Genomic DNA, 18,395 nt, shown 5'->3' with positions numbered 1-18,395 from the left:
ATTATTGTCGGGTTTTATTTTGAAAACATAATTATTAAATTTGCCAGCCAGCCAGTCTTTCTTTCTTCTTTTTTTCTCACAACTCACAACCCCTAACTCCTAACTTATAAATGACCGAGTATTTCTTTGACCAACATTACAACGACATCCGCTATGGTCAGGAAGCGCTGAACCTTAAAGAATTTGAATCCTGCACATTTACCAATTGCGTTTTTTCCGATTGCAATCTAATGGGAGTTACGTTTATTGATTGCCAATTCAACGATTGTATTTTCAATCATGCTAAAATCAACCATACTGCTTTCAGAACCGTGTTTTTTAACGATTGCCAAATCAAAGAAGTCAATTTTGCCATGAGCGACAAACTCATCTTCGAAATGCATTTTGACTATTGCAGCTTAGATTTCTCTAAATTCTACGCTCTGAAACTAAAAGGCATTAGTTTCAATAATTCCAGCCTCATTGCGGTTGATTTTATGGCTGCCGATTTAACCAGAGCACAATTCTACAACTGCGATTTATACCGCGCCGAATTTGAAAAAGCCATAGCCAACAAAGTCGATTTTAGAACGAGTTATAACTATACCATCGACCCTGAAAAAACCAAACTCAAAAAAGCACAATTTGCTCTCGAAGGCGTAAAAGGATTGCTATACAAACATGGGATTATTGTGGAGTAATTTTTTTAGAGCACGATCATTTTGTTCTCAGAATATTTTCCTGCGAATTTCCACTCTCCCTTTTTATTCTGTCAGGCTGATCTTGTCGAAGCCCCAAATCTGCTGTCTGCTTGCAACGGGCACCAAAGTAAATTAGAAAACAAATCGTAGCATTTACAATACTCTTTATCCATTAGTCGTAAAACCCGGATAACAGGTCATTCCGCCATCAACAAAAATAGTAGTCCCGTTGATATATTCTGACTCGTCCGAAGCCAGCCACACCGCAGCGCTCCCTATATCCTCCGGAATCCCAATACGCTTATAAGGAATCAGTTCGTTGAGTTTCTTTAGTGAATCCTCGGTATCCCATGCCGCTCTGTTAATCTCTGTTTGGATCGCTCCGGGAGCAATACTGTTGCAGCGCACTTTATAATGGGCATATTCCTGACAAATACTCTCCATCAGCATCACAATAGCCCCTTTGGAAGCAGCATAATTGGCATGCCCTGCCCACGGAATAATCTGATGAACAGAACTCATGTGGATAATTTTTCCTATAGATTTTGAAACCTCAGGACGCATCCCACGGCGCAGGAATTCCCTAATCGCTTCTCTGGCACATAAAAACTGCCCGGTCAGGTTCACATCAATCACTAACTGCCAGTCGGCAAGGGACATTTCATGCAAGGCGGCATCCTTTTGCAGTCCCGCATTAGGCACACAAATATCAACCGTCCCAAAATGGTTAACCGTTTGCTTAAACATCGCCTGAACCTGATCTTCCTTGCTCACATCACAGCGTATCGCTATCGCATCCCCACATAAATTGTCCAGCGAAATTCGATGCGCTATTTCTTCTGCAGCCTCAGGATGCGAAACATAATTCACCACTACATTAGCACCATCACGGCCTAATCCCGTGGCCACCGCTTCTCCTATTCCGGAACTCGCTCCGGTTACTATCGCGGTTTGTCCCGCCAGTCTGTTATTTGGATTTTGCATACTACTTCCATTTTAAAATTAATAATAAGCTCGCTTCCGGCAAAGCACTAAAACTCCCAAACTTATAAAAAAACATTTTAGTGAACCGCTATTAATGAGCCAGTTATAAAGTAACAGCCTTTTGATTATAATTTGTGTTAAGCTGTCGTTAAACTATCGGTAAATGAATAGTCGTTTTTTTCTTTTATGGAGCACAAACTCTCTTTTCTACAACTACTTTCCCTCCTGCTATTGCCTTTATCTCGTTTCGCTGCGCTACACGAGGATATCGGCGCTATCAGGGCTAGTTATTCCGTTTATTTTTTAACAATACTTTTTTGTAAGAATATTTTATATATATTTATCAGTACTTTAATCAAATCTAATTATGAAAAAACGGAGTTGTTACTTTCTTTTCGTATTCTTACTGAATACTTGTTTTAGCTTTGCTAACCATAATATTAAAATTTACTACGAGAAAAACAAGAATGGCTACAGCGTATTTGTTGACAATAAAGAATACTGCCCCATAACTGTAAAAATGCATTTTGAATTAAACAACCTTGAAATTCAAGGTGAAAATGATCAACTCTACATAATTGATCCTTTACAAGAAAGACAATTATTAACTAATCTTTCAGTAAAGAATAAAAGAATGGCGTATAAATTTAATTATACCTACAGAACCAATTTAGGCAATCATAATCTGGATGAATATGATTCTGAATTCATTTATGACTTACCATTTTCTTCTGCAAAAACATTTAAAATTAATCAGGGGTATAATGGTAATCGTTCACATCAAAATCAAAACGCATTAGATTTTAATATGCCCGAAGGAACAGAAATTAAAGCTGTAAGAGAGGGCATTGTTGTAAAAGTTACAGATACAAATTCAATAAACTGTGGCGAAGAAGACTGCAAAAAGTACAACAACGAAATAATTATCTATCATCCCGACGGAACCTTTGCTGAATATACTCATATTAAAAAAGACGGTTCAATTGTAAACATTGGCAGCAATGTAAAAAAAGGAGACATCATAGGTTATAGCGGCAATGTGGGCTGGAGTACGGGACCCCATCTTCATCTTGTGATCTTTTTACAAAAATTAGAAAACAGGAAAACGCTGAAAACAAAATTTAAAACAGGAGATGGAGAATGCTCAGAATATTTAGAGGAGAAATGTATCTATAACAGAAATTACTAAAATCTTTAATGTCCGTCTCAATTGTATCTTTTTTTAACCAACTCAAATAAAACCATGAAAAAACTATCACTCTTAGCTTTACTTTTTACTGCAATCCATTGTATTGCCCAATCAAAAACTGATAAGCTAACCAAACCTATTATTGAAGAAGGAAAAAAATTATACCAATCAGAAATGGCGTCCTGGTACGGAACCGATATTTTTCTGGCAAAATATAAAGATCACGAAAAAATTGGCGGGTATTTTTCGTATTCAGAAAACGATAAATCAAAATGTATTTTCTTTTCAAAAGAAGAAAACCCTAAAGTCATTGGAACTATTATTTTTAATGGAACTTTTGAAGTCAGTAAAGCAATAGCACTGGTAGAAGAAAGAACATTTACCCCAAATGAACTGGATTATTATACCTTAAGAGAAAATGCAAAAAAAGCACTGGAAAACGATACACTTATCAAGAGTTACAACAACAGTAAACTAAATCTGATTCCGTTGATCTCTAATAACGAGAAGAAAGTATATATTCTCACAGGTCCTAATGTTAACGGAGTTGTGCTGCTGGGAAATGATTATTTACTCAACTTTGACAAAAACAATAACTTCATCAGCCGGAAAGCATTACATAAAAATTTAATTCCGATACAATACAAAAAAGACGAGACCGAAGTACAAACTGTACACAACCACCAGGCAGAAACAGGAGATTTTATTACTGCTACAGATATCTGCACATTAATGCTTTACGGAAAATTCACCAATTGGAAAAACCATATTGTACTTTCTAAAAATTATGCGTCTGTATGGAATTGTAAAACGGAGGAACTTAACGTAATGCCCGCAGAAGCATTCACTAAAATGTTTGAAAAAACAGAGAAATAAAACATACCTCCGCCAGCGCAGACTTTCCGGTTATACCTGCTAAAAAAACTGTCTCGCCTTAAATAAGTAAAAGTAATAAAAACATGAACGATTCAAATATCCTTGACAAACCTGAGATTCATTCTCAAATAGAAAACAAATCCAAAGAAATTGGATTTACAATGCCTTCTGACCTTTATATCGGGACTTTATTGAAAACATTAATCACATCAAAACCAAAATCAAATCTATTAGAATTAGGAACCGGAATAGGTTTATCGCTTTCGTGGATGATTGACGGCATGGATACTGCATCTAAACTTAGCAGTATTGACAATGATCCTAAACTTATTGAGATAGCGAAGAATTATTTTGGTCATGACAAAAGAGTAAACATCATAAACGCTGACGCAACGGAATGGATTAAAAATTACAAAGGAGAGAATTTTGACTTAGTCTTTGCTGATGCCTGGCCGGGAAAATATAGTGAAATCAATGAAATTCTTGATTTGATAAAAGTAGGTGGAATGTACATTATTGATGATATGTTACCACAGCCCAATTGGCCACAGGGACATCAGGAGAATGTTGAAAAACTAATCGACTATTTAGAAAACCGAAACGATTTTAATTTGACTAAAATGAATTGGTCTACCGGTATCATTATAGCAACCAAAAAACAATAGGCAAAAACATACCACTATGAATACAACAACAATTAGCAGAGAAGAAATCATAGCAGCAGAAGACCAGCTTTTCTCCGCACAGCTGGCAAGCAATGTAGCTGTGCTTGATGAATTATTGCACGACGACTTAATTGCTGTTGCCCCTAACGGACAACTGCTCACTAAGGAAATGGACCTGAACGCTCACAGAGCCAAAGCAATGATTATCGAAGAAGCCTCAACCGAAATTAACGAAATTAAAATAACAGGCAATACAGCACTTGCTATTGTAACCATGACTGCCCGTGGCACCATGATGGGCACACCGCTCGAAGGAAAATTTCGCTATTTCAGGGTATGGAAACGCTTTGACAACTCCTTAAAAATTATTGGTGCAAGTTTTATGCAACTACCTTAAATTTTATAAGTCACATTTGAATTTTATTCTACTAACACCGATAATATCCGGGCTTTCTATTAGTTTAATTTTTAAAACACTTTTTGTAAGAATATTTTAATATATTTAAAAAATAAACAACAGCTCCTTTTATGTTACAAAAGCTACCCGATTTTGAGTAGATTAGAGCCGTTTTGTGGCACCAATATAAAAGTTATACGGCATTTTACTGCAGAACCGAAAAATTATGACAAAGAAAAAACTTTCATTTGATTTAAATAACATTATAAAATGGGCAGAAATCAATTGGATTAAATTTGAAATTTATACTTCAATCGATGCTTTAAAGAAATTAGTAATTCTTCAAAACGAGGGCTTTGAAATAGTTCATAAAGATTTAAATAGTAAAACTTCCGAAGTTAGAAGTCTAAATACACAAATGGATGAGCAAGATTTTGACCAATATATAACTCATTTATATGGCATTGATGAAGAGATAATTTCTGAACTAAAAAGAATACAAAATATTTCAAAAGTAATTTCGATTTTTGCTGTTTTGGAAAGTAAATTAAAAGTAATTCGTGACAAAATACAAAACGATTTTAAACCAAACTTTGAATTAAATAAAACTAATTCCGTTTTTTTAGGTCATTGGAAATTCTTAAGACTTTTTTTAAATGATAAAAATGTCAAAAGTGAAAAGTATTTTACTCCAATTTTTAATCAAATGGAAGTTAGAAATATTTTCAACCATCAAGACGGAATTGCGACAAAAGAACAATATGATAAATTATTGCATATTGAAGGTTTAAAATTTAAAGAATTTGAAAAAATGTACTATTTGGAAAATATTGAAGAAATATTTATTGAAAATTTATTTCTGAAAATTGAATCTTTTTTTAATGAATTATTAAAAGAATTACAAGATAGAACAAACGAAATCGTGAAATAAAAACACCGTATAACACTTGCTAAAATAGATTTGGACATTTTGGCTTAATTTAAAAATGATCTTGAACTTAGGAAGTTTAGGCAAATCCGAAAACAAGGCTTAATTTAACCCCAAACCTCTTGTACCAAGGGGACGTCAGGCTGTGAAAAAACCTCTTCAAATTTAGAAAGTATTCAGAGGGCTACCAAAGAAAAATCTCAAATATGAGATTCTCAAGAGGCAGATTTTAGTTTTTTCACAGCCTGACGTTATAGGCTATGTGTTGACAACAAAAAACGTATATGGAATTAAAAAAATATTACATGAAGTTTGGGCTGATGAAAATGGCTTAACAACTTTATGTTTGGCCGATACTCGTGGAAATAATTGTCGAGAATTAATGGAACCTAAAAGCAAATTGATATATACTTTTTATGCAGAAAGTCATTTTGAGGCAATGACAATTTACTATAAATTTATGAATTTTGGATCGTATAATAGTGAATTTGAAGATGACAAAAAGCCTTATCCCCCGACCGCGCTAATATATCAACGCAACGGATAGCGCGGAAATGTTTTCCGTGCCCATAACAGTGAGTAATCCCCAGCTAACACAAACGCAATGTCTTTAAGTTAAACATATTTTGTGTCATTTCGACGAAGGAGAAATCAAATAACCTGAGCAACTAGTAAGATTCCTCTGGCAAAGTTGCAAATACCGTTGAGCATATTACAAATGCCTCATACAGGATTAAAAAACTAGTGCTAAAAGTTGTTATAGCTATACGGCTGTAACAACTTTTTTTTGATGAAACAACAAAGGAGACGCTGCTTCTAAAAAGTAGTATTCGAAAAGAAAAAAATCAGGCAACACTTAAAAAAATGCTGTAGGCTGCTTAAAAAAAGCAATAGTTTGACTAAAGAAAGGCGGCTAAAAAACTAAAAAAATATTTCTTACTTTTAAGCTTCTTACTTCTAAATACTTTTAAACGATGATTTCTCCTGAAACAGCTGCAAAAATGAATAAAAGTACTCCGGTCGTACTGCGTAAACTCGAAAGCAGCAAAGGGTTTATCGTAAAATCATGGGATGAATTTTCAGATGATTTTCAAGACGCTCTTTATCCGCACAGACATGATCATTATACCGGTATGCTGATAGAAAACGGAGAAGTCGAAGTCCTTTTAGATTTTGAACCATTCCGTATGCCTGCAAAAACCCTTTTTATTTCGCCACCATGGCAGATTCATCAGGTTCACAAAGCATCACAAGCCAGCGGATGGTATTTTTCTTTTGAAAATGATCTTATCGAAGAATCTGTCAGAGCAACTCTGGATAAGTCCTTAGAGGAAATTATCTCTGTAGAACTCACAGACACCGAATACAATTGGTTTAAATCGGTATTGCTGTCCATCACAGCGCTGGATGATTTGAATCAGATACCCTACAAGGAAGTTTCTCATCCGTTGCTGTCTGCATTTGTTGCACAGGCAGGACTTAGCTATCAAAGCAAACCACAAGTCAATACCGCCAACTTTGCATCCCGCCCTATTGTAATTACAAAGAAATTTATAAATCTCGTCAGGCATAATTACCATCAGCTGAAAAAACCTGCTGACTACGCTGAAAAATTACATATCAGCGTTAGTTATTTAAACGATACTGTAAAAAAAATAACCAGCTTATCAGCCTCTTTAATTATTCAGAAAGAAATTTTGAGAGAAGCCCAGCGAATGCTTTATTATACCGATTCCAGCATAAAAGAAATATCAGATGTGCTGGGCTACGAAGATGAAAAATACTTTATGCGTCTTTTTAGAAAAAAAACCGGATTTTCCCCCACCGAATATCGAAAACACAATGCTCCTCCGGAGGATTACCTATTTTAAAGTTGTATTTTTTTTAGCAAATGCGATTTGTCCACCTTACACAGTGGTTTGTATATCTTTGGCTAGTAACAAAATACAGAACTTTGCACGTATAGTAATTTTTTATTAACGCAAAGACTTAAAACATGAAAATACTAGTAGTTGGAGGAACAGGTCTGATTGGGGCAAATGTCGCAGAAAAATTAAAAAAAGAAGGGTATGAAGTCGTTATAGGCTCATCTAAAAACGGTATTAATATTATAACGGGAGAAGGACTTTCTGAAGCTTTAAAAGGCACTGAAATTGTAATCGATCTTTCTAATTCATCATCTCCGGAGGAAGAAAATGCCATCCGTTTTTTTAAAACAGCCGGACAAAACCTCGCTGAAGCAGAAAAACAGGCAGGAGTGAAACATCATATCATTTTATCCATTGTAGGTATCGACAAAGTCCTGAATATAGGATACATGCGGGCTAAGAAAATCCAGGAAGATACTATCAAAAATTCTGGAATTCCTTATACAATCATTCGTGCTACCCAGTTTTATGAGCACACCAATACTATTATCTCAATACAGTCAACAGATGATAAAGTGCATGTTTCTACACTGGATTATCAGCCCATAGCCGCTGAAGATGTTGCTCAGTTGGTTATAAAATTTGCTTTAGAATCAGCTAAAAATAGTACTGTTGAAATCGCAGGTCCTGAACTTACTCCAATGGATGAATTTGTTTCCCGATACATAAAACTGACAGGACAGCATAAAACTGTGATTTCAGACAATGATAATAAATATATGTTTTTTGATTTTCCTAAAAGCGGTTTAGTACCCGAAGGAGCTCATACAAAAGGTAACATTTATTTTAAAGATTGGATAAAAGTTTAAAAAACTGACAAAGGATTCGGTTATTCTCTAACAGCACCGGAATACTGATATCCTGACTAAAACAACATCCATCAGAGATAAGAAGCAATCAAAAAAAACTCCGCAAAATTGCGGAGTTTTATATCTTATAGCTGTTACAAAGTTAGTATTCCGGAGCATTAACCTGAATAGTGAAAAATACTTCGGTTAGCTTCAAAAATTTCTATCATTCGCACATAAACTTTATTGTAATGAGCTTTTGTTTTGAATACTTTCCGCATAGTTAATGAACCATCGTTACAGCATCATCTCCATTATTAACAACCATTTTTTTGATTTTACGCTTGCCTATCAGCAAAACAAACAACGCAATAAGAGTAGTTGAAGTCATAATCATTACCATAGGAGCAATGGAATCTTTTACAAAAAGCCCTACTCCAAAAGAAGCCAGTGCCCCAAGTCCTAATTGTGTGGCTCCCATCAATGCCGATGCACTTCCGGTATTTCTGGTAAAAGGTGCCAGAGACAATCCTGCCGTATTGGGATTAGAAATCCCCAGACAGGCCAGAAATAAAAACAACATCCCAATCGTTTCATACAAGCCTAAAAGGTTGTTTACGGCTAAAAGTAAAAAGATAAAACTAATCACTGACTGTGAAATTAAAGCGGTGAAAATCATTTGCTCACTGGTAAAACGTCTCAATAAAACCGAATTCAACTGACTCGAACCGATAAAACTGACAGACATAATGGCAAAAATCCAACCGTAGGTTTCAGCATTGACTTTTAAAATATCCATAAAAATAATGGGCGATGCCGCCACATACGTAAACAAACCCGAGAAAGCAATAGCACCGGTAAAGGCATAAGTATGAAACTGAGGTATCTTCAAAATAGATATAAAATTAGTAATAATCGGTTTGGGTTTCAGTGAAATAGATGCATCTGGTTTGTGTATATCAGGCAATCCCAACTGAGTAGCCAGCAGTACAAAAGCTCCCATAGCAGCCAGAATTAAAAAAACGGTATGCCAGCCGTAATAAGTCGTTACATAACCACCGGCTGTAGGAGCCAGCATTGGCGAAAGCCCTACTACCAGCATTAATTTAGACAAAACATTAGGCGTTTCTTTGGCAGGAAACAAATCACGGACCATCGCTAATGAAGCTACTGTTGCGGCACAACTACCCACAGCCTGCACAAAACGCAAACCGATAAAAGTATTAATATCCGTCACAAAAACACAGCCCAATGAAGCCAGAATATAAACCAGTAAGCCTATAAACAAAGGTTTTTTTCGTCCAAAACGATCTAATAAAGGACCATACAACAACTGTCCAGCAGATATCCCTATAAAATAACTCGACAAACTCATCGAAACTTTAGCGACTGTCGTGTTTAAATCGGAGGCAATCCCTGAAAATCCAGGCAAGTACATGTCTATCGAAAAAGGCCCAAGAGCGGTCATGGAACCTAAAATTAAAATGAGTTGGAAGTATCTGGACTTAGTCATAATTATCAGAAAATCGTATTGTTTATTTTGCTGCAAAAGTAAGCCTTTACCAGCAATAAACCAGTATAGCCTACACTAATGCACCCAAACAGCTATCCGGAACAGCAAATGCATGAACTAAAGCTACCGCATCCGGACGTATGTCCCAGCACAACTGATTGACCATCTTACGGATGGCTTTTGTCTTCACAGCTTCCATATAATTGTCTTCCAGATACCAGGCTTTGTTTTTCTCTATTTGAGAAAGCGCATACAACTGACACAATTGATTTAAAACCCGTTTTATTTCTTCCTCTTTGACTACTGCAATAGCAATTTGAAACTGTTCCAAAACCACACGATCCAGATAAGCTGACGCCACATCTATCATCTGGTGCTGCACCACATTAAAAGCATCATAAGCGTCTAAACCATCGTCAACTAATTTTTTAATACGCTTAGCTGCAGAAGCTAAAATGGTCTTTTCCCGGTGCTGAAAAGCCTGCAAATGAAATTCACTGTCTAGTAAATGCGCTTCATCTGTTTTACGGATAGCGATAGGGTTTTTCTCCGCAAGAGCCGATTTGGCATTTTCATATACATAATTAATAATTCCGAAAGACCCCATCTCTCCAAAAGCTTTTCTGAATTCTGACAACCTGTTTTTAGCAACCAGCTGCATCAAAACGGTATTATCTCCTTCAAAAGTGGTATAAATTTCGGTGTCGTTTTTTAAAGCATCTATCCGGTTTTCAGACAAATAGCCTTTCCCGCCACAAGCTTCCCGGCATTCCTGTAAAATAGCCGTTGTACTCCAGGTAGAATAAGATTTCAACCCTGCTGCAAGGGCTTCAATTTCCTGCATTTCGGTTTCTGTTTTATTTAAAAAACGTTGTGTCAGGTATTGCAGAGCAAAATGTACCGCATAAGTTTTAGCCAGCGGAATCAGTAATCTTCGCTGGTGCATACGGTAATTCAGAATTGGAACTTCGGAGCCGCCTTCGGGACCAAACTGTCTGCGCTGGTCACTGTATTTTATTGCAATAGTAAGGCCTGTTTTGGCTGTAGCCAATGCCGAACGCGGAATACCAATCCTGCCTCCTACTAAGGTTCCTAACATCGTAAAAAAACGTCGGTTATCGCTGGGAATCGGACTTTCAAATTCACCTTTATCATTCACCGAAGCAAAACGATCCAGCATATTTTCTTTTGGAATAACTACATTATCAAAACGAATGGTGCCGTTATCAACACCATTCAGTCCCATTTTATGACCGCAGTCACCAATAGTAATTCCTTTTAAAACCACACCGTTTTCATCACGCAACGGCACAATAAAAGCATTTACACCGTAGTCGGTTCCATCAATAATCAGCTTAGCAAAAACTGTCGCCATTTGCCCGTGCAGTGCTGCATTCCCTATATATTCTTTTTGCGCTTTAGGATGTGGTGTATGGATCGTAAAAGTCTGCGTTTCGTGATGGTAAGTTGCTGTAGTTTCCAGTCCTTTAACATTCGAACCATGATGTGTTTCGGTCATTGCAAAACAGCCCGGCAACTTTAAAGTACCTATGTCTTTTAAATATTTAGCATAATGTTTCTCTGTCCCCAGCGATTGCACACTCATTCCCCAAAGCCCAAACTGTACGCCAAATTTAATCACCAGACTCAAATCATGGTAACTCAGCGTTTCCATAATTGCAAAATAGTCCGCTATATTTTCACCGCCACCATATTGTTTGGGATAAGCCATATTACCCAGATTTTCATCAGCCAGAATTTTGCACCAGTAATACACCTTTTGACGGTAAAAATTAATATCAGTTGTATTTTCTAAACGAAATTCCGGTCGGGAAATCACAGCTTTTACCTTATTAATAATCCCTGCCTGTGCTCCGTCTAAGAAATCTGTTAATTTCTGAACATCAAAGCTGGCATCTGTATGGTGTGTAACGGTAAGCGTTTCTGACCTGGTTCTGAAATTACTGAGTGCTTCTTCGCCCAGAATTCCTAAATCATTTTCCAGTTTCACAAACGAAGTTTCTAAACTTTGAATGACAGCATCATTATCGGATAACGCTAAGCTGATTTCAAAAATAGATTTTACAGTTGTATGTTCCTGAATAGTTTGTTCTATTTTATTTTTCCAGTCCGTAATATCCTGACGGGATGGCGGGTTAGAAATACTTGTTTTTGAAAGTAATTTTAGTTTTTCTTCTGTCGAAAGCCAGTCTTGTGAATTGATGAATTGCTGTAAAGTAGCAAACTCTTTTTTAGTTAAAAGATCATCAGACCAAACCAGATAGAAAAGGGGAATAAACGCCTGTAATTTAGAATTTTCCATAAAATATATTTAGAAATGGGAACAGTTTATAAATAATAGATTATGAAAATACGGATTCTGATCTGGATTTGTTGTTAAGGTTCTGGTAATTTTGAAATCGTATTTATAAAAAATAAAAAAGTACTGGATAATTTCAGCTCATTCTTCAAAATAATAATGAGGAAGCAGATGTTTTTAAAAGTCAAAATCCGTTTTAAATTCTGTTAACAGCAGAAATGATTGTATCTTGCAAACATTAAAAAAACAAAATTTACAATGAAACAACCATGTGTTATTTTTGATATGGACGGCGTGATTTGCCATACAAATCCACATCATGCAAAAGCTTTCGAAGTCTTTTTTGACAATTACAAGATTCCGCATACAAAACAGGAATTTGAAGAACATATGTATGGAAAACATAATGGTTATATTATGACGTATTTTTTTAAGCGTTCTATTGCCGGTGAAGAACTTAGAAAGCTTGAAGACGAAAAAGAGTCCATGTTTCGAGAGGTTTATAAAGATAAAGTAGAAACCATTCCACATTATTTGAAGTTTTTAGAAGAACTCAAATCGCATGATTTTAAAACAGCTGTTGCTACTTCTGCCCCACGTGCCAATCTTGATCTGATTATTGGTACTTTAAAAATTGGTAACAAAATGGACTCTATGATGGCAAGCGAAGATGTTAACGCTCACAAACCCAATCCGGAGGTTTATTTAAAATCTGCTGAGCGCTTGGGAGTTGATCCAACTGACTGTGTTGTTTTCGAAGATTCTTTTTCAGGTGTTACAGCAGCTATTAATGCAGGTATGAAAGTAGTGGGTGTATTGAGTTCCCATTCAAAAGAGGAATTACCACCATGTGACTTTTATATCAATGATTACAGCGAAATAAATGCAGCTAAAATTTTAGAGTTATTAAATGACTAAAATAAACTGCCGAAGGGCTAAATTCACTAATTTTTTTCATTCGTGAATTCGTGGCAAAAACCGAAGCAGAACTTCGAAGAATTTATCCTAAAGAGATTAATAAAGCCGTTTTTCCATAATATAATCTTCCATTAAATAACCATGTTCTAATTCGATATCAATTTCCTTCATAATTTCAAAACCCATTTTTTGATAGAAAGTCAACGCTTTATTGAATCGGTTGACATTTAGTAATAATGTATGAGACTGATTTTCTTCTGCAAAATCTGCTATGGCATTAATGAGCAGTTTACCAATTCCTTTGCCCTGAGATTTGGGCAGCATATAAATTTTATGAATTTTGGTAGCATCTCCATCTTCATAATGATGTTCGAAAGAAGCAAAACCTAAACACATCTCATTTTCTTTTGCTAAGATAAATTCGTGACCGTTTGCTATATTCTTCCGCAAAGCTTCATCCGAATAAAAGGCTTGGAGCATATAGTCTAATTGCACTTTAGACAAAATTTCGCCATAAGTAATTGGCCAGGTTTTATGCGCAATTTCGCTAATTGTTTTTAAATCGGCAGCAGTAGCTTTAACAATATGTATCATTCTATTATTCGGTTGTAAATACTCTGTTTTCCTGTTCGCTCACACGGATAAAAGTAGTTCTTTTAGTCAGCTCTTTCAATCGAGAAGCCCCAACATAAGTACAACTACTGCGTAAACCACCCAAAATATCCAAAACCGTATCTGCTACATTACCTTTAAAAGGAAGTTTTACCGCTTTTCCTTCGCTGGCTCTGTATTCGGCAACACCGCCTACATGCTTGTTCATTGCTGTAGAGGAACTCATACCGTAAAACTGTTTGAATTTTTTGCCGTTAATTTCCAGTAGTTCTCCACCGCTTTCGGTATGTCCGGCAAGCATTCCGCCCAACATCACAAAATCAGAACCTGCACCAAAAGCCTTGGCTACATCTCCCGGAGTGGTACACCCCCCGTCACTAATAATATGTCCGCCTAAACCATGAGCGGCATCAGCACATTCTATAATTGCTGAAAGTTGCGGATACCCCACTCCTGTTTTAATTCTCGTAGTACAAACCGAACCTGGTCCAATACCCACTTTGATGATATCGGCGCCAGCCAAAAGTAATTCTTCTACCATTTCGCCTGTAACCACATTACCGGCAATGATGACTTTATCTGGAAATTGTTTTCGGGTTTGTTTTAAAAAATTCACAAAATGCTCCGAATAACCATTGGCAACATCAATACAAATGAATTTCAGCAAAGGATTATCAGTAACAATTTCGATTACTTTTTTGAAATCATTTTTTCCAGTTCCGGTGCTAACGGCTATATAGTTGTAAAAATCAGCAGTAGCATTCTTCAAAAAAGCATTCCATTCTGAAACCGAATAATGTTTATGAATAGCAGTGAATAATTTGTGCTTGGCCAGTTCAGTTGCCATTTCAAAGGTTCCTACCGTATCCATATTAGCAGCCATAATGGGAATACCACTCCAGCTTGCAGTACTATGCAAAAACTTAAATTCTCTTTCTAAGGAAACTTCAGCTCTGCTTTTTAGTGTAGAACGTTTGGGTCTGATCATTACATCTTTAAAGCCTAATTTCAAATCACTTTCTATTCGCATAATTATCACTTTTAAATGGTTTACTGCTAAATAACTTTTGTTTTTCTTAAAAGTAATGAATTTTATGCGGGAATTATGCAAAGAAAAAAGAGACTTATCAACGATATATTAACCGTGAATCGTTTCGCCTTTACCGTAATTAGCAATAACAGATTCTTCGAATGCTAACCATTCTCTCCAGCGTTTTTCTACATCGATTCCTTCGCCATATTTTCGGGCATAAGTAATAAATGTGGTGTAATGTCCTGCTTCACTTTCCATTAATTCTCTGTAAAAAACTGCTAATTCTTCATCCTGAATATTTTCCGAAAGCACTTTGAAACGCTCACAGCTTCTGGCCTCAATCATAGCCGAAAACAATAATCTTTCTACCAGACCAGAAACACGGCTTCCGTCAGCACTCCTTTTCATGTATTGGTACAATTCGTTTACATAATCATCTTTGCGCTCGCGACCTAATTTTAATCCGCGCTTGATGATTAAATTGTGCACCTGCTCAAAATGATCGATTTCTTCTTTGGCTAAAGCCAATAAATCTTTAACCAAGTCCTGATGTTCCGAATTGTTGGTAATAATAGTAATCGCATTGGTAGCTGCTTTTTGTTCGCACCAGGCATGATCCGTCAGAATTTCTTCTATATTTTTCTCTACAATATTTACCCATCGTGGGTCTGTTGGCAATTGTAATCGTAATACGCCCATATTTTTAGTCTTAAAGTTTGAAAATCAAAAGTTGTAAAGCCAAAAAATAAAAGTCGAAGATCAAAACTAAAATAGAAATTGGCATTCCATTTTAAGACTTTTAATCTTCGACTTTAAGACTTTATGACTACTATTTAGAAAACGAAAATCGCTCTTTCGCTCATCATTTCGTTTACTTCTTCAGCAACTTCTTCGATAACATCTTCGTTAGTATGATTCATCAATACTTTATCAATCATAGCAACAATAGTTTCCATATCTTCTTCTACTAAACCACGAGTGGTGATTGCAGCAGTTCCAACACGGATACCGGAAGTTACAAATGGAGATTTGTCATCAAATGGAACCATATTTTTATTTACAGTGATTTCTGCTTTTACCAATGCATTTTCAGCATCTTTTCCAGAAATTCCTTTGTTTCTTAAGTCAATTAACATCATGTGGTTATCCGTACCTCCAGAGATAATATCGTATCCTCTTTTTACAAAAGCATCCGCCATTGCATTAGCATTCTTTTGCAATTGACGCGCATAAGTAAAGAACTCATCTTGTAAAGCTTCACCAAAAGCAACTGCTTTAGCAGCGATAATGTGCATTAATGGTCCACCTTGATTTCCAGGGAAAACCGCTAAGTCTAATAAAGAAGACATCATTCTGATTTCACCTTTTGGAGTAGTCAATCCCCATGGATTTTCGAAATCTTTCCCCATCAAAATCAAACCACCTCTTGGTCCACGTAGTGTTTTGTGAGTTGTAGTAGTTACAATATGACAGTGAGGAATTGGGTCGTTTAATAAACCTTTAGCAATTAAACCTGCCGGGTGAGAAATATCAGCCATTAAAATAGCACCTACGCTATCAGCAATTACTCTGAAACGCTCAAAATCCATATCACGGGAATAAGCCGAAGCTCCTGCGATAATTAATTTTGGCTGTTCTTTAGTGGCAATTTCCTGAATTTTATCATAGTTCAAACGACCTGTTTCTTTCTCAACACCATAGAAAACCGGGTTGTAAACACGTCCTGAAAAGTTAACCGGCGAACCGTGAGTCAGGTGTCCTCCGTGAGATAAATCAAAACCTAAAATTTTATCACCTGGTTTCAAACAAGCGTGAAAAACGGATGCATTTGCCTGAGAACCAGAGTGTGGCTGAACGTTAGCATACGCAGCTCCAAACAATTCTTTTGCTCTGTCAATAGCAATCTGCTCAACAATATCTACTACTTCACAACCTCCGTAATATCTTTTTCCAGGATATCCTTCTGCATATTTGTTTGTTAAAACTGAACCAGCAGCTTCCATTACTTCATCACTTACAAAGTTCTCAGAAGCAATAAGTTCTAAGCCATGTATTTGTCTTTCTTGTTCTTCAAGAATAAGTTCAAAAATTTGTTTGTCGCGTTGCATTTTTTAGATTTTAAATAATTTAGCGCAAAAATACAAAAAAACGTTTGTTAAACTGATAGATTATGATATATTTGATATATAATTTTCAACAAAACATTAACACAATATGCCAATATCAGCCAACGACACCAAAAGAAAATCCTGGATTGAAGTTCCTGAAAATAGTGATTTCCCAATCCAGAATATTCCTTTTGGAGTTTTCTTAACAAAAGAAAATGTAGTGACGGTAGGAACCCGTATTGGAGATTCCGCAATTGATTTAGGAGCATTACAACAATTAGGATATTTTTCCGGTATCGAATTAACCGATGATATGTTCATGCAGGATACTCTGAATGATTTTATTTCAGACGGAAAAAAAACCTGGCGATTGGTACGCAATCGCATTGCTGATATTTTTGACGAAAACAATCCAAAATTGCGTGATAACACTTCCCATAAAGACATTATTATTTTTAATATTGAGGAAGTAGAAATGCAATTGCCGGTCTTAATAGGCGATTATACTGATTTTTATTCGAGTAAAATTCACGCTTCGAATGTTGGAAAAATGATTCGTAACGAAGAAAATGCCTTGTTACCCAACTGGCCACAAATGCCTATCGGTTATCACGGCAGGAGTTCTACCATTATTCCGTCCGGAATTCCGGTTCACAGACCTATTGGGCAGACTTTACCTCAGGACGGCTCTACACCTGTTTTTGGAGCTTCGCGTTCTATAGATTTCGAATTAGAAACCGCTTTTATCACTACCGATGCAAATGTAATGGGCGAAATGATTCCTATCAGCGAAGCCGAAGATTATATTTTTGGGATGGTTTTACTAAACGACTGGACAGCCCGCGATATACAAAAATGGGAATACATGCCATTAGGTCCTTTTTTATCTAAAAGCTTTGCCAGTTCCATATCGCCATGGATTGTAACCATGGATGCCTTAGAACCTTTCAGAGTTGCCAGCCCAAAACAAAATCCCAGTCCGCTTCCTTATTTACAACAAAAAGGAAAACATTCTTTTGACATCAATCTGGAAGTAAGTATTGAACCTGAAAATGCTGAACCTACTACGGTTTCTAAAACTAATTTTAAGCATATGTACTGGACAATGAATCAGCAATTAACTCATCATACTTCGAATGGTTGTCGGGTAAATTCAGGTGATATGATGGGTTCCGGAGCTATTTCAGGACCAACAGAAGACAGTTACGGCTCTATGTTAGAATTGACCTGGGGAGGAGAAAAACCACTGAAATTGAATGACGGTACAGAACGTAAATTTATCAATGATAACGACATTGTAATTATTAAAGGCTTTTGCGAGAACAGCCAGGTACGCATCGGTTTTGGAGAAGTTTGCAGTAAATTGCTTCCGCCGTTTGTAAGGAAATAAAAAAAATAATTATAAAAATAAGAAGTCCCTTTCCGTTTTAACAGAAAGGGACTTTTTTATTACTAC

The 18,395-nt window shown here is 36.2% G+C and carries 17 protein-coding genes; 10 read left to right on the top strand and 7 right to left on the bottom strand.

Translation table 11 applies throughout. From position 1 onward, the window contains the following. Window positions 1–110: 110 nt before the first annotated feature. Window positions 111–680 carry a pentapeptide repeat-containing protein gene (locus ABS764_RS15270; RefSeq protein WP_408082660.1) on the top strand — a complete coding sequence of 190 codons (570 nt, stop codon included), beginning with the start codon at window positions 111–113 and terminating at the stop codon, window positions 678–680. Window positions 681–845: 165 nt separating this feature from the next. On the opposite strand, the gene ABS764_RS15265 is transcribed toward ABS764_RS15270, so the two are convergent. Further along, complete coding sequence (locus tag ABS764_RS15265) at window positions 846–1,664, bottom strand: SDR family oxidoreductase (protein WP_408082659.1); 819 nt, start codon at window positions 1,662–1,664, stop codon at window positions 846–848. Between the two features lie 520 nt (window positions 1,665–2,184). Here ABS764_RS15265 and ABS764_RS15260 point away from each other — a divergent pair. From ABS764_RS15260 to ABS764_RS15230, 7 genes are all read left to right on the top strand, one after another. Then, window positions 2,185–2,853, top strand: a complete 669-nt coding sequence (locus ABS764_RS15260) for a M23 family metallopeptidase (RefSeq protein ID WP_408082658.1) — start codon at window positions 2,185–2,187, stop codon at window positions 2,851–2,853. Between the two features lie 54 nt (window positions 2,854–2,907). Further along, complete coding sequence (locus ABS764_RS15255; protein ID WP_408082657.1) at window positions 2,908–3,729, top strand: hypothetical protein; 822 nt, start codon at window positions 2,908–2,910, stop codon at window positions 3,727–3,729. A gap of 83 nt (window positions 3,730–3,812) precedes the next feature. Beyond that, entirely contained in the window at window positions 3,813–4,394 is a 582-nt protein-coding gene (locus tag ABS764_RS15250) for an O-methyltransferase (RefSeq protein ID WP_408082656.1), read from the top strand. 16 nt (window positions 4,395–4,410) lie between these two features. Continuing rightward, window positions 4,411–4,791, top strand: coding sequence for a nuclear transport factor 2 family protein (locus ABS764_RS15245; protein ID WP_408082655.1), 381 nt, complete (start codon window positions 4,411–4,413; stop codon window positions 4,789–4,791). Between the two features lie 226 nt (window positions 4,792–5,017). Beyond that, window positions 5,018–5,722 carry a hypothetical protein gene (locus ABS764_RS15240; RefSeq protein WP_408082654.1) on the top strand — a complete coding sequence of 235 codons (705 nt, stop codon included), beginning with the start codon at window positions 5,018–5,020 and terminating at the stop codon, window positions 5,720–5,722. Window positions 5,723–6,693: 971 nt separating this feature from the next. Beyond that, complete coding sequence (locus ABS764_RS15235; RefSeq protein ID WP_408082653.1) at window positions 6,694–7,590, top strand: AraC family transcriptional regulator; 897 nt, start codon at window positions 6,694–6,696, stop codon at window positions 7,588–7,590. A 125-nt stretch (window positions 7,591–7,715) separates the two neighbouring features. Beyond that, window positions 7,716–8,456 (top strand): SDR family oxidoreductase, encoded by a 741-nt coding sequence (locus ABS764_RS15230; protein WP_408082652.1) that lies wholly within the window; start codon window positions 7,716–7,718, stop codon window positions 8,454–8,456. A gap of 262 nt (window positions 8,457–8,718) precedes the next feature. On the opposite strand, the gene ABS764_RS15225 is transcribed toward ABS764_RS15230, so the two are convergent. Together ABS764_RS15225 and ABS764_RS15220 are read right to left on the bottom strand one after the other, a co-directional pair. After that, complete coding sequence (locus tag ABS764_RS15225) at window positions 8,719–9,948, bottom strand: multidrug effflux MFS transporter (protein ID WP_408082651.1); 1,230 nt, start codon at window positions 9,946–9,948, stop codon at window positions 8,719–8,721. A 70-nt stretch (window positions 9,949–10,018) separates the two neighbouring features. Next, window positions 10,019–12,271, bottom strand: coding sequence for an acyl-CoA dehydrogenase family protein (locus ABS764_RS15220; RefSeq protein WP_408082650.1), 2,253 nt, complete (start codon window positions 12,269–12,271; stop codon window positions 10,019–10,021). 255 nt (window positions 12,272–12,526) lie between these two features. Between ABS764_RS15220 and ABS764_RS15215 the strand changes: the two genes are divergently transcribed. After that, window positions 12,527–13,186, top strand: coding sequence for an HAD family hydrolase (locus ABS764_RS15215; protein WP_408082649.1), 660 nt, complete (start codon window positions 12,527–12,529; stop codon window positions 13,184–13,186). Between the two features lie 96 nt (window positions 13,187–13,282). On the opposite strand, the gene ABS764_RS15210 is transcribed toward ABS764_RS15215, so the two are convergent. From ABS764_RS15210 to glyA, 4 genes are all read right to left on the bottom strand, one after another. Beyond that, complete coding sequence (locus ABS764_RS15210) at window positions 13,283–13,780, bottom strand: GNAT family N-acetyltransferase (RefSeq protein WP_408082648.1); 498 nt, start codon at window positions 13,778–13,780, stop codon at window positions 13,283–13,285. Window positions 13,781–13,784: 4 nt separating this feature from the next. Next, entirely contained in the window at window positions 13,785–14,828 is a 1,044-nt protein-coding gene (guaC, locus tag ABS764_RS15205; protein WP_408082647.1) for a GMP reductase, read from the bottom strand. 108 nt (window positions 14,829–14,936) lie between these two features. Beyond that, complete coding sequence (miaE, locus tag ABS764_RS15200; RefSeq protein ID WP_408082646.1) at window positions 14,937–15,530, bottom strand: tRNA-(ms[2]io[6]A)-hydroxylase; 594 nt, start codon at window positions 15,528–15,530, stop codon at window positions 14,937–14,939. A 134-nt stretch (window positions 15,531–15,664) separates the two neighbouring features. Next, window positions 15,665–16,939 carry a serine hydroxymethyltransferase gene (gene glyA / locus ABS764_RS15195; protein ID WP_408082645.1) on the bottom strand — a complete coding sequence of 425 codons (1,275 nt, stop codon included), beginning with the start codon at window positions 16,937–16,939 and terminating at the stop codon, window positions 15,665–15,667. Between the two features lie 106 nt (window positions 16,940–17,045). Between glyA and fahA the strand changes: the two genes are divergently transcribed. After that, the gene (fahA, locus tag ABS764_RS15190) at window positions 17,046–18,329 is read left to right on the top strand and encodes a fumarylacetoacetase (RefSeq protein WP_408082644.1); all 1,284 of its coding nucleotides are present in this window, start codon (window positions 17,046–17,048) and stop codon (window positions 18,327–18,329) included. The last annotated feature ends 66 nt before the right edge of the window (window positions 18,330–18,395 follow it).

This window comes from Flavobacterium plantiphilum (genome assembly GCF_046000495.1).
Lineage (GTDB): Bacteria > Bacteroidota > Bacteroidia > Flavobacteriales > Flavobacteriaceae > Flavobacterium > Flavobacterium plantiphilum.
The sequence above is the reverse complement of the archived record's forward strand: the minus strand, read 5'-3'. Positions and strand labels throughout refer to the sequence as shown.

What these genes read in the sequence shown, in the direction of transcription:
- ABS764_RS15270 (WP_408082660.1), top strand. Translation starts at nt 111, where the DNA reads ATGACCGAGTATTTCTTTGACCAACATTACAACGACATCCGCTATGGT.
- ABS764_RS15265 (WP_408082659.1), bottom strand. Translation starts at nt 1,664, where the DNA reads ATGCAAAATCCAAATAACAGACTGGCGGGACAAACCGCGATAGTAACC.
- ABS764_RS15260 (WP_408082658.1), top strand. Translation starts at nt 2,185, where the DNA reads ATGCATTTTGAATTAAACAACCTTGAAATTCAAGGTGAAAATGATCAA.
- ABS764_RS15255 (WP_408082657.1), top strand. Translation starts at nt 2,908, where the DNA reads ATGAAAAAACTATCACTCTTAGCTTTACTTTTTACTGCAATCCATTGT.
- ABS764_RS15250 (WP_408082656.1), top strand. Translation starts at nt 3,813, where the DNA reads ATGAACGATTCAAATATCCTTGACAAACCTGAGATTCATTCTCAAATA.
- ABS764_RS15245 (WP_408082655.1), top strand. Translation starts at nt 4,411, where the DNA reads ATGAATACAACAACAATTAGCAGAGAAGAAATCATAGCAGCAGAAGAC.
- ABS764_RS15240 (WP_408082654.1), top strand. Translation starts at nt 5,018, where the DNA reads ATGACAAAGAAAAAACTTTCATTTGATTTAAATAACATTATAAAATGG.
- ABS764_RS15235 (WP_408082653.1), top strand. Translation starts at nt 6,694, where the DNA reads ATGATTTCTCCTGAAACAGCTGCAAAAATGAATAAAAGTACTCCGGTC.
- ABS764_RS15230 (WP_408082652.1), top strand. Translation starts at nt 7,716, where the DNA reads ATGAAAATACTAGTAGTTGGAGGAACAGGTCTGATTGGGGCAAATGTC.
- ABS764_RS15225 (WP_408082651.1), bottom strand. Translation starts at nt 9,948, where the DNA reads ATGACTAAGTCCAGATACTTCCAACTCATTTTAATTTTAGGTTCCATG.
- ABS764_RS15220 (WP_408082650.1), bottom strand. Translation starts at nt 12,271, where the DNA reads ATGGAAAATTCTAAATTACAGGCGTTTATTCCCCTTTTCTATCTGGTT.
- ABS764_RS15215 (WP_408082649.1), top strand. Translation starts at nt 12,527, where the DNA reads ATGAAACAACCATGTGTTATTTTTGATATGGACGGCGTGATTTGCCAT.
- ABS764_RS15210 (WP_408082648.1), bottom strand. Translation starts at nt 13,780, where the DNA reads ATGATACATATTGTTAAAGCTACTGCTGCCGATTTAAAAACAATTAGC.
- guaC (WP_408082647.1), bottom strand. Translation starts at nt 14,828, where the DNA reads ATGCGAATAGAAAGTGATTTGAAATTAGGCTTTAAAGATGTAATGATC.
- miaE (WP_408082646.1), bottom strand. Translation starts at nt 15,530, where the DNA reads ATGGGCGTATTACGATTACAATTGCCAACAGACCCACGATGGGTAAAT.
- glyA (WP_408082645.1), bottom strand. Translation starts at nt 16,939, where the DNA reads ATGCAACGCGACAAACAAATTTTTGAACTTATTCTTGAAGAACAAGAA.
- fahA (WP_408082644.1), top strand. Translation starts at nt 17,046, where the DNA reads ATGCCAATATCAGCCAACGACACCAAAAGAAAATCCTGGATTGAAGTT.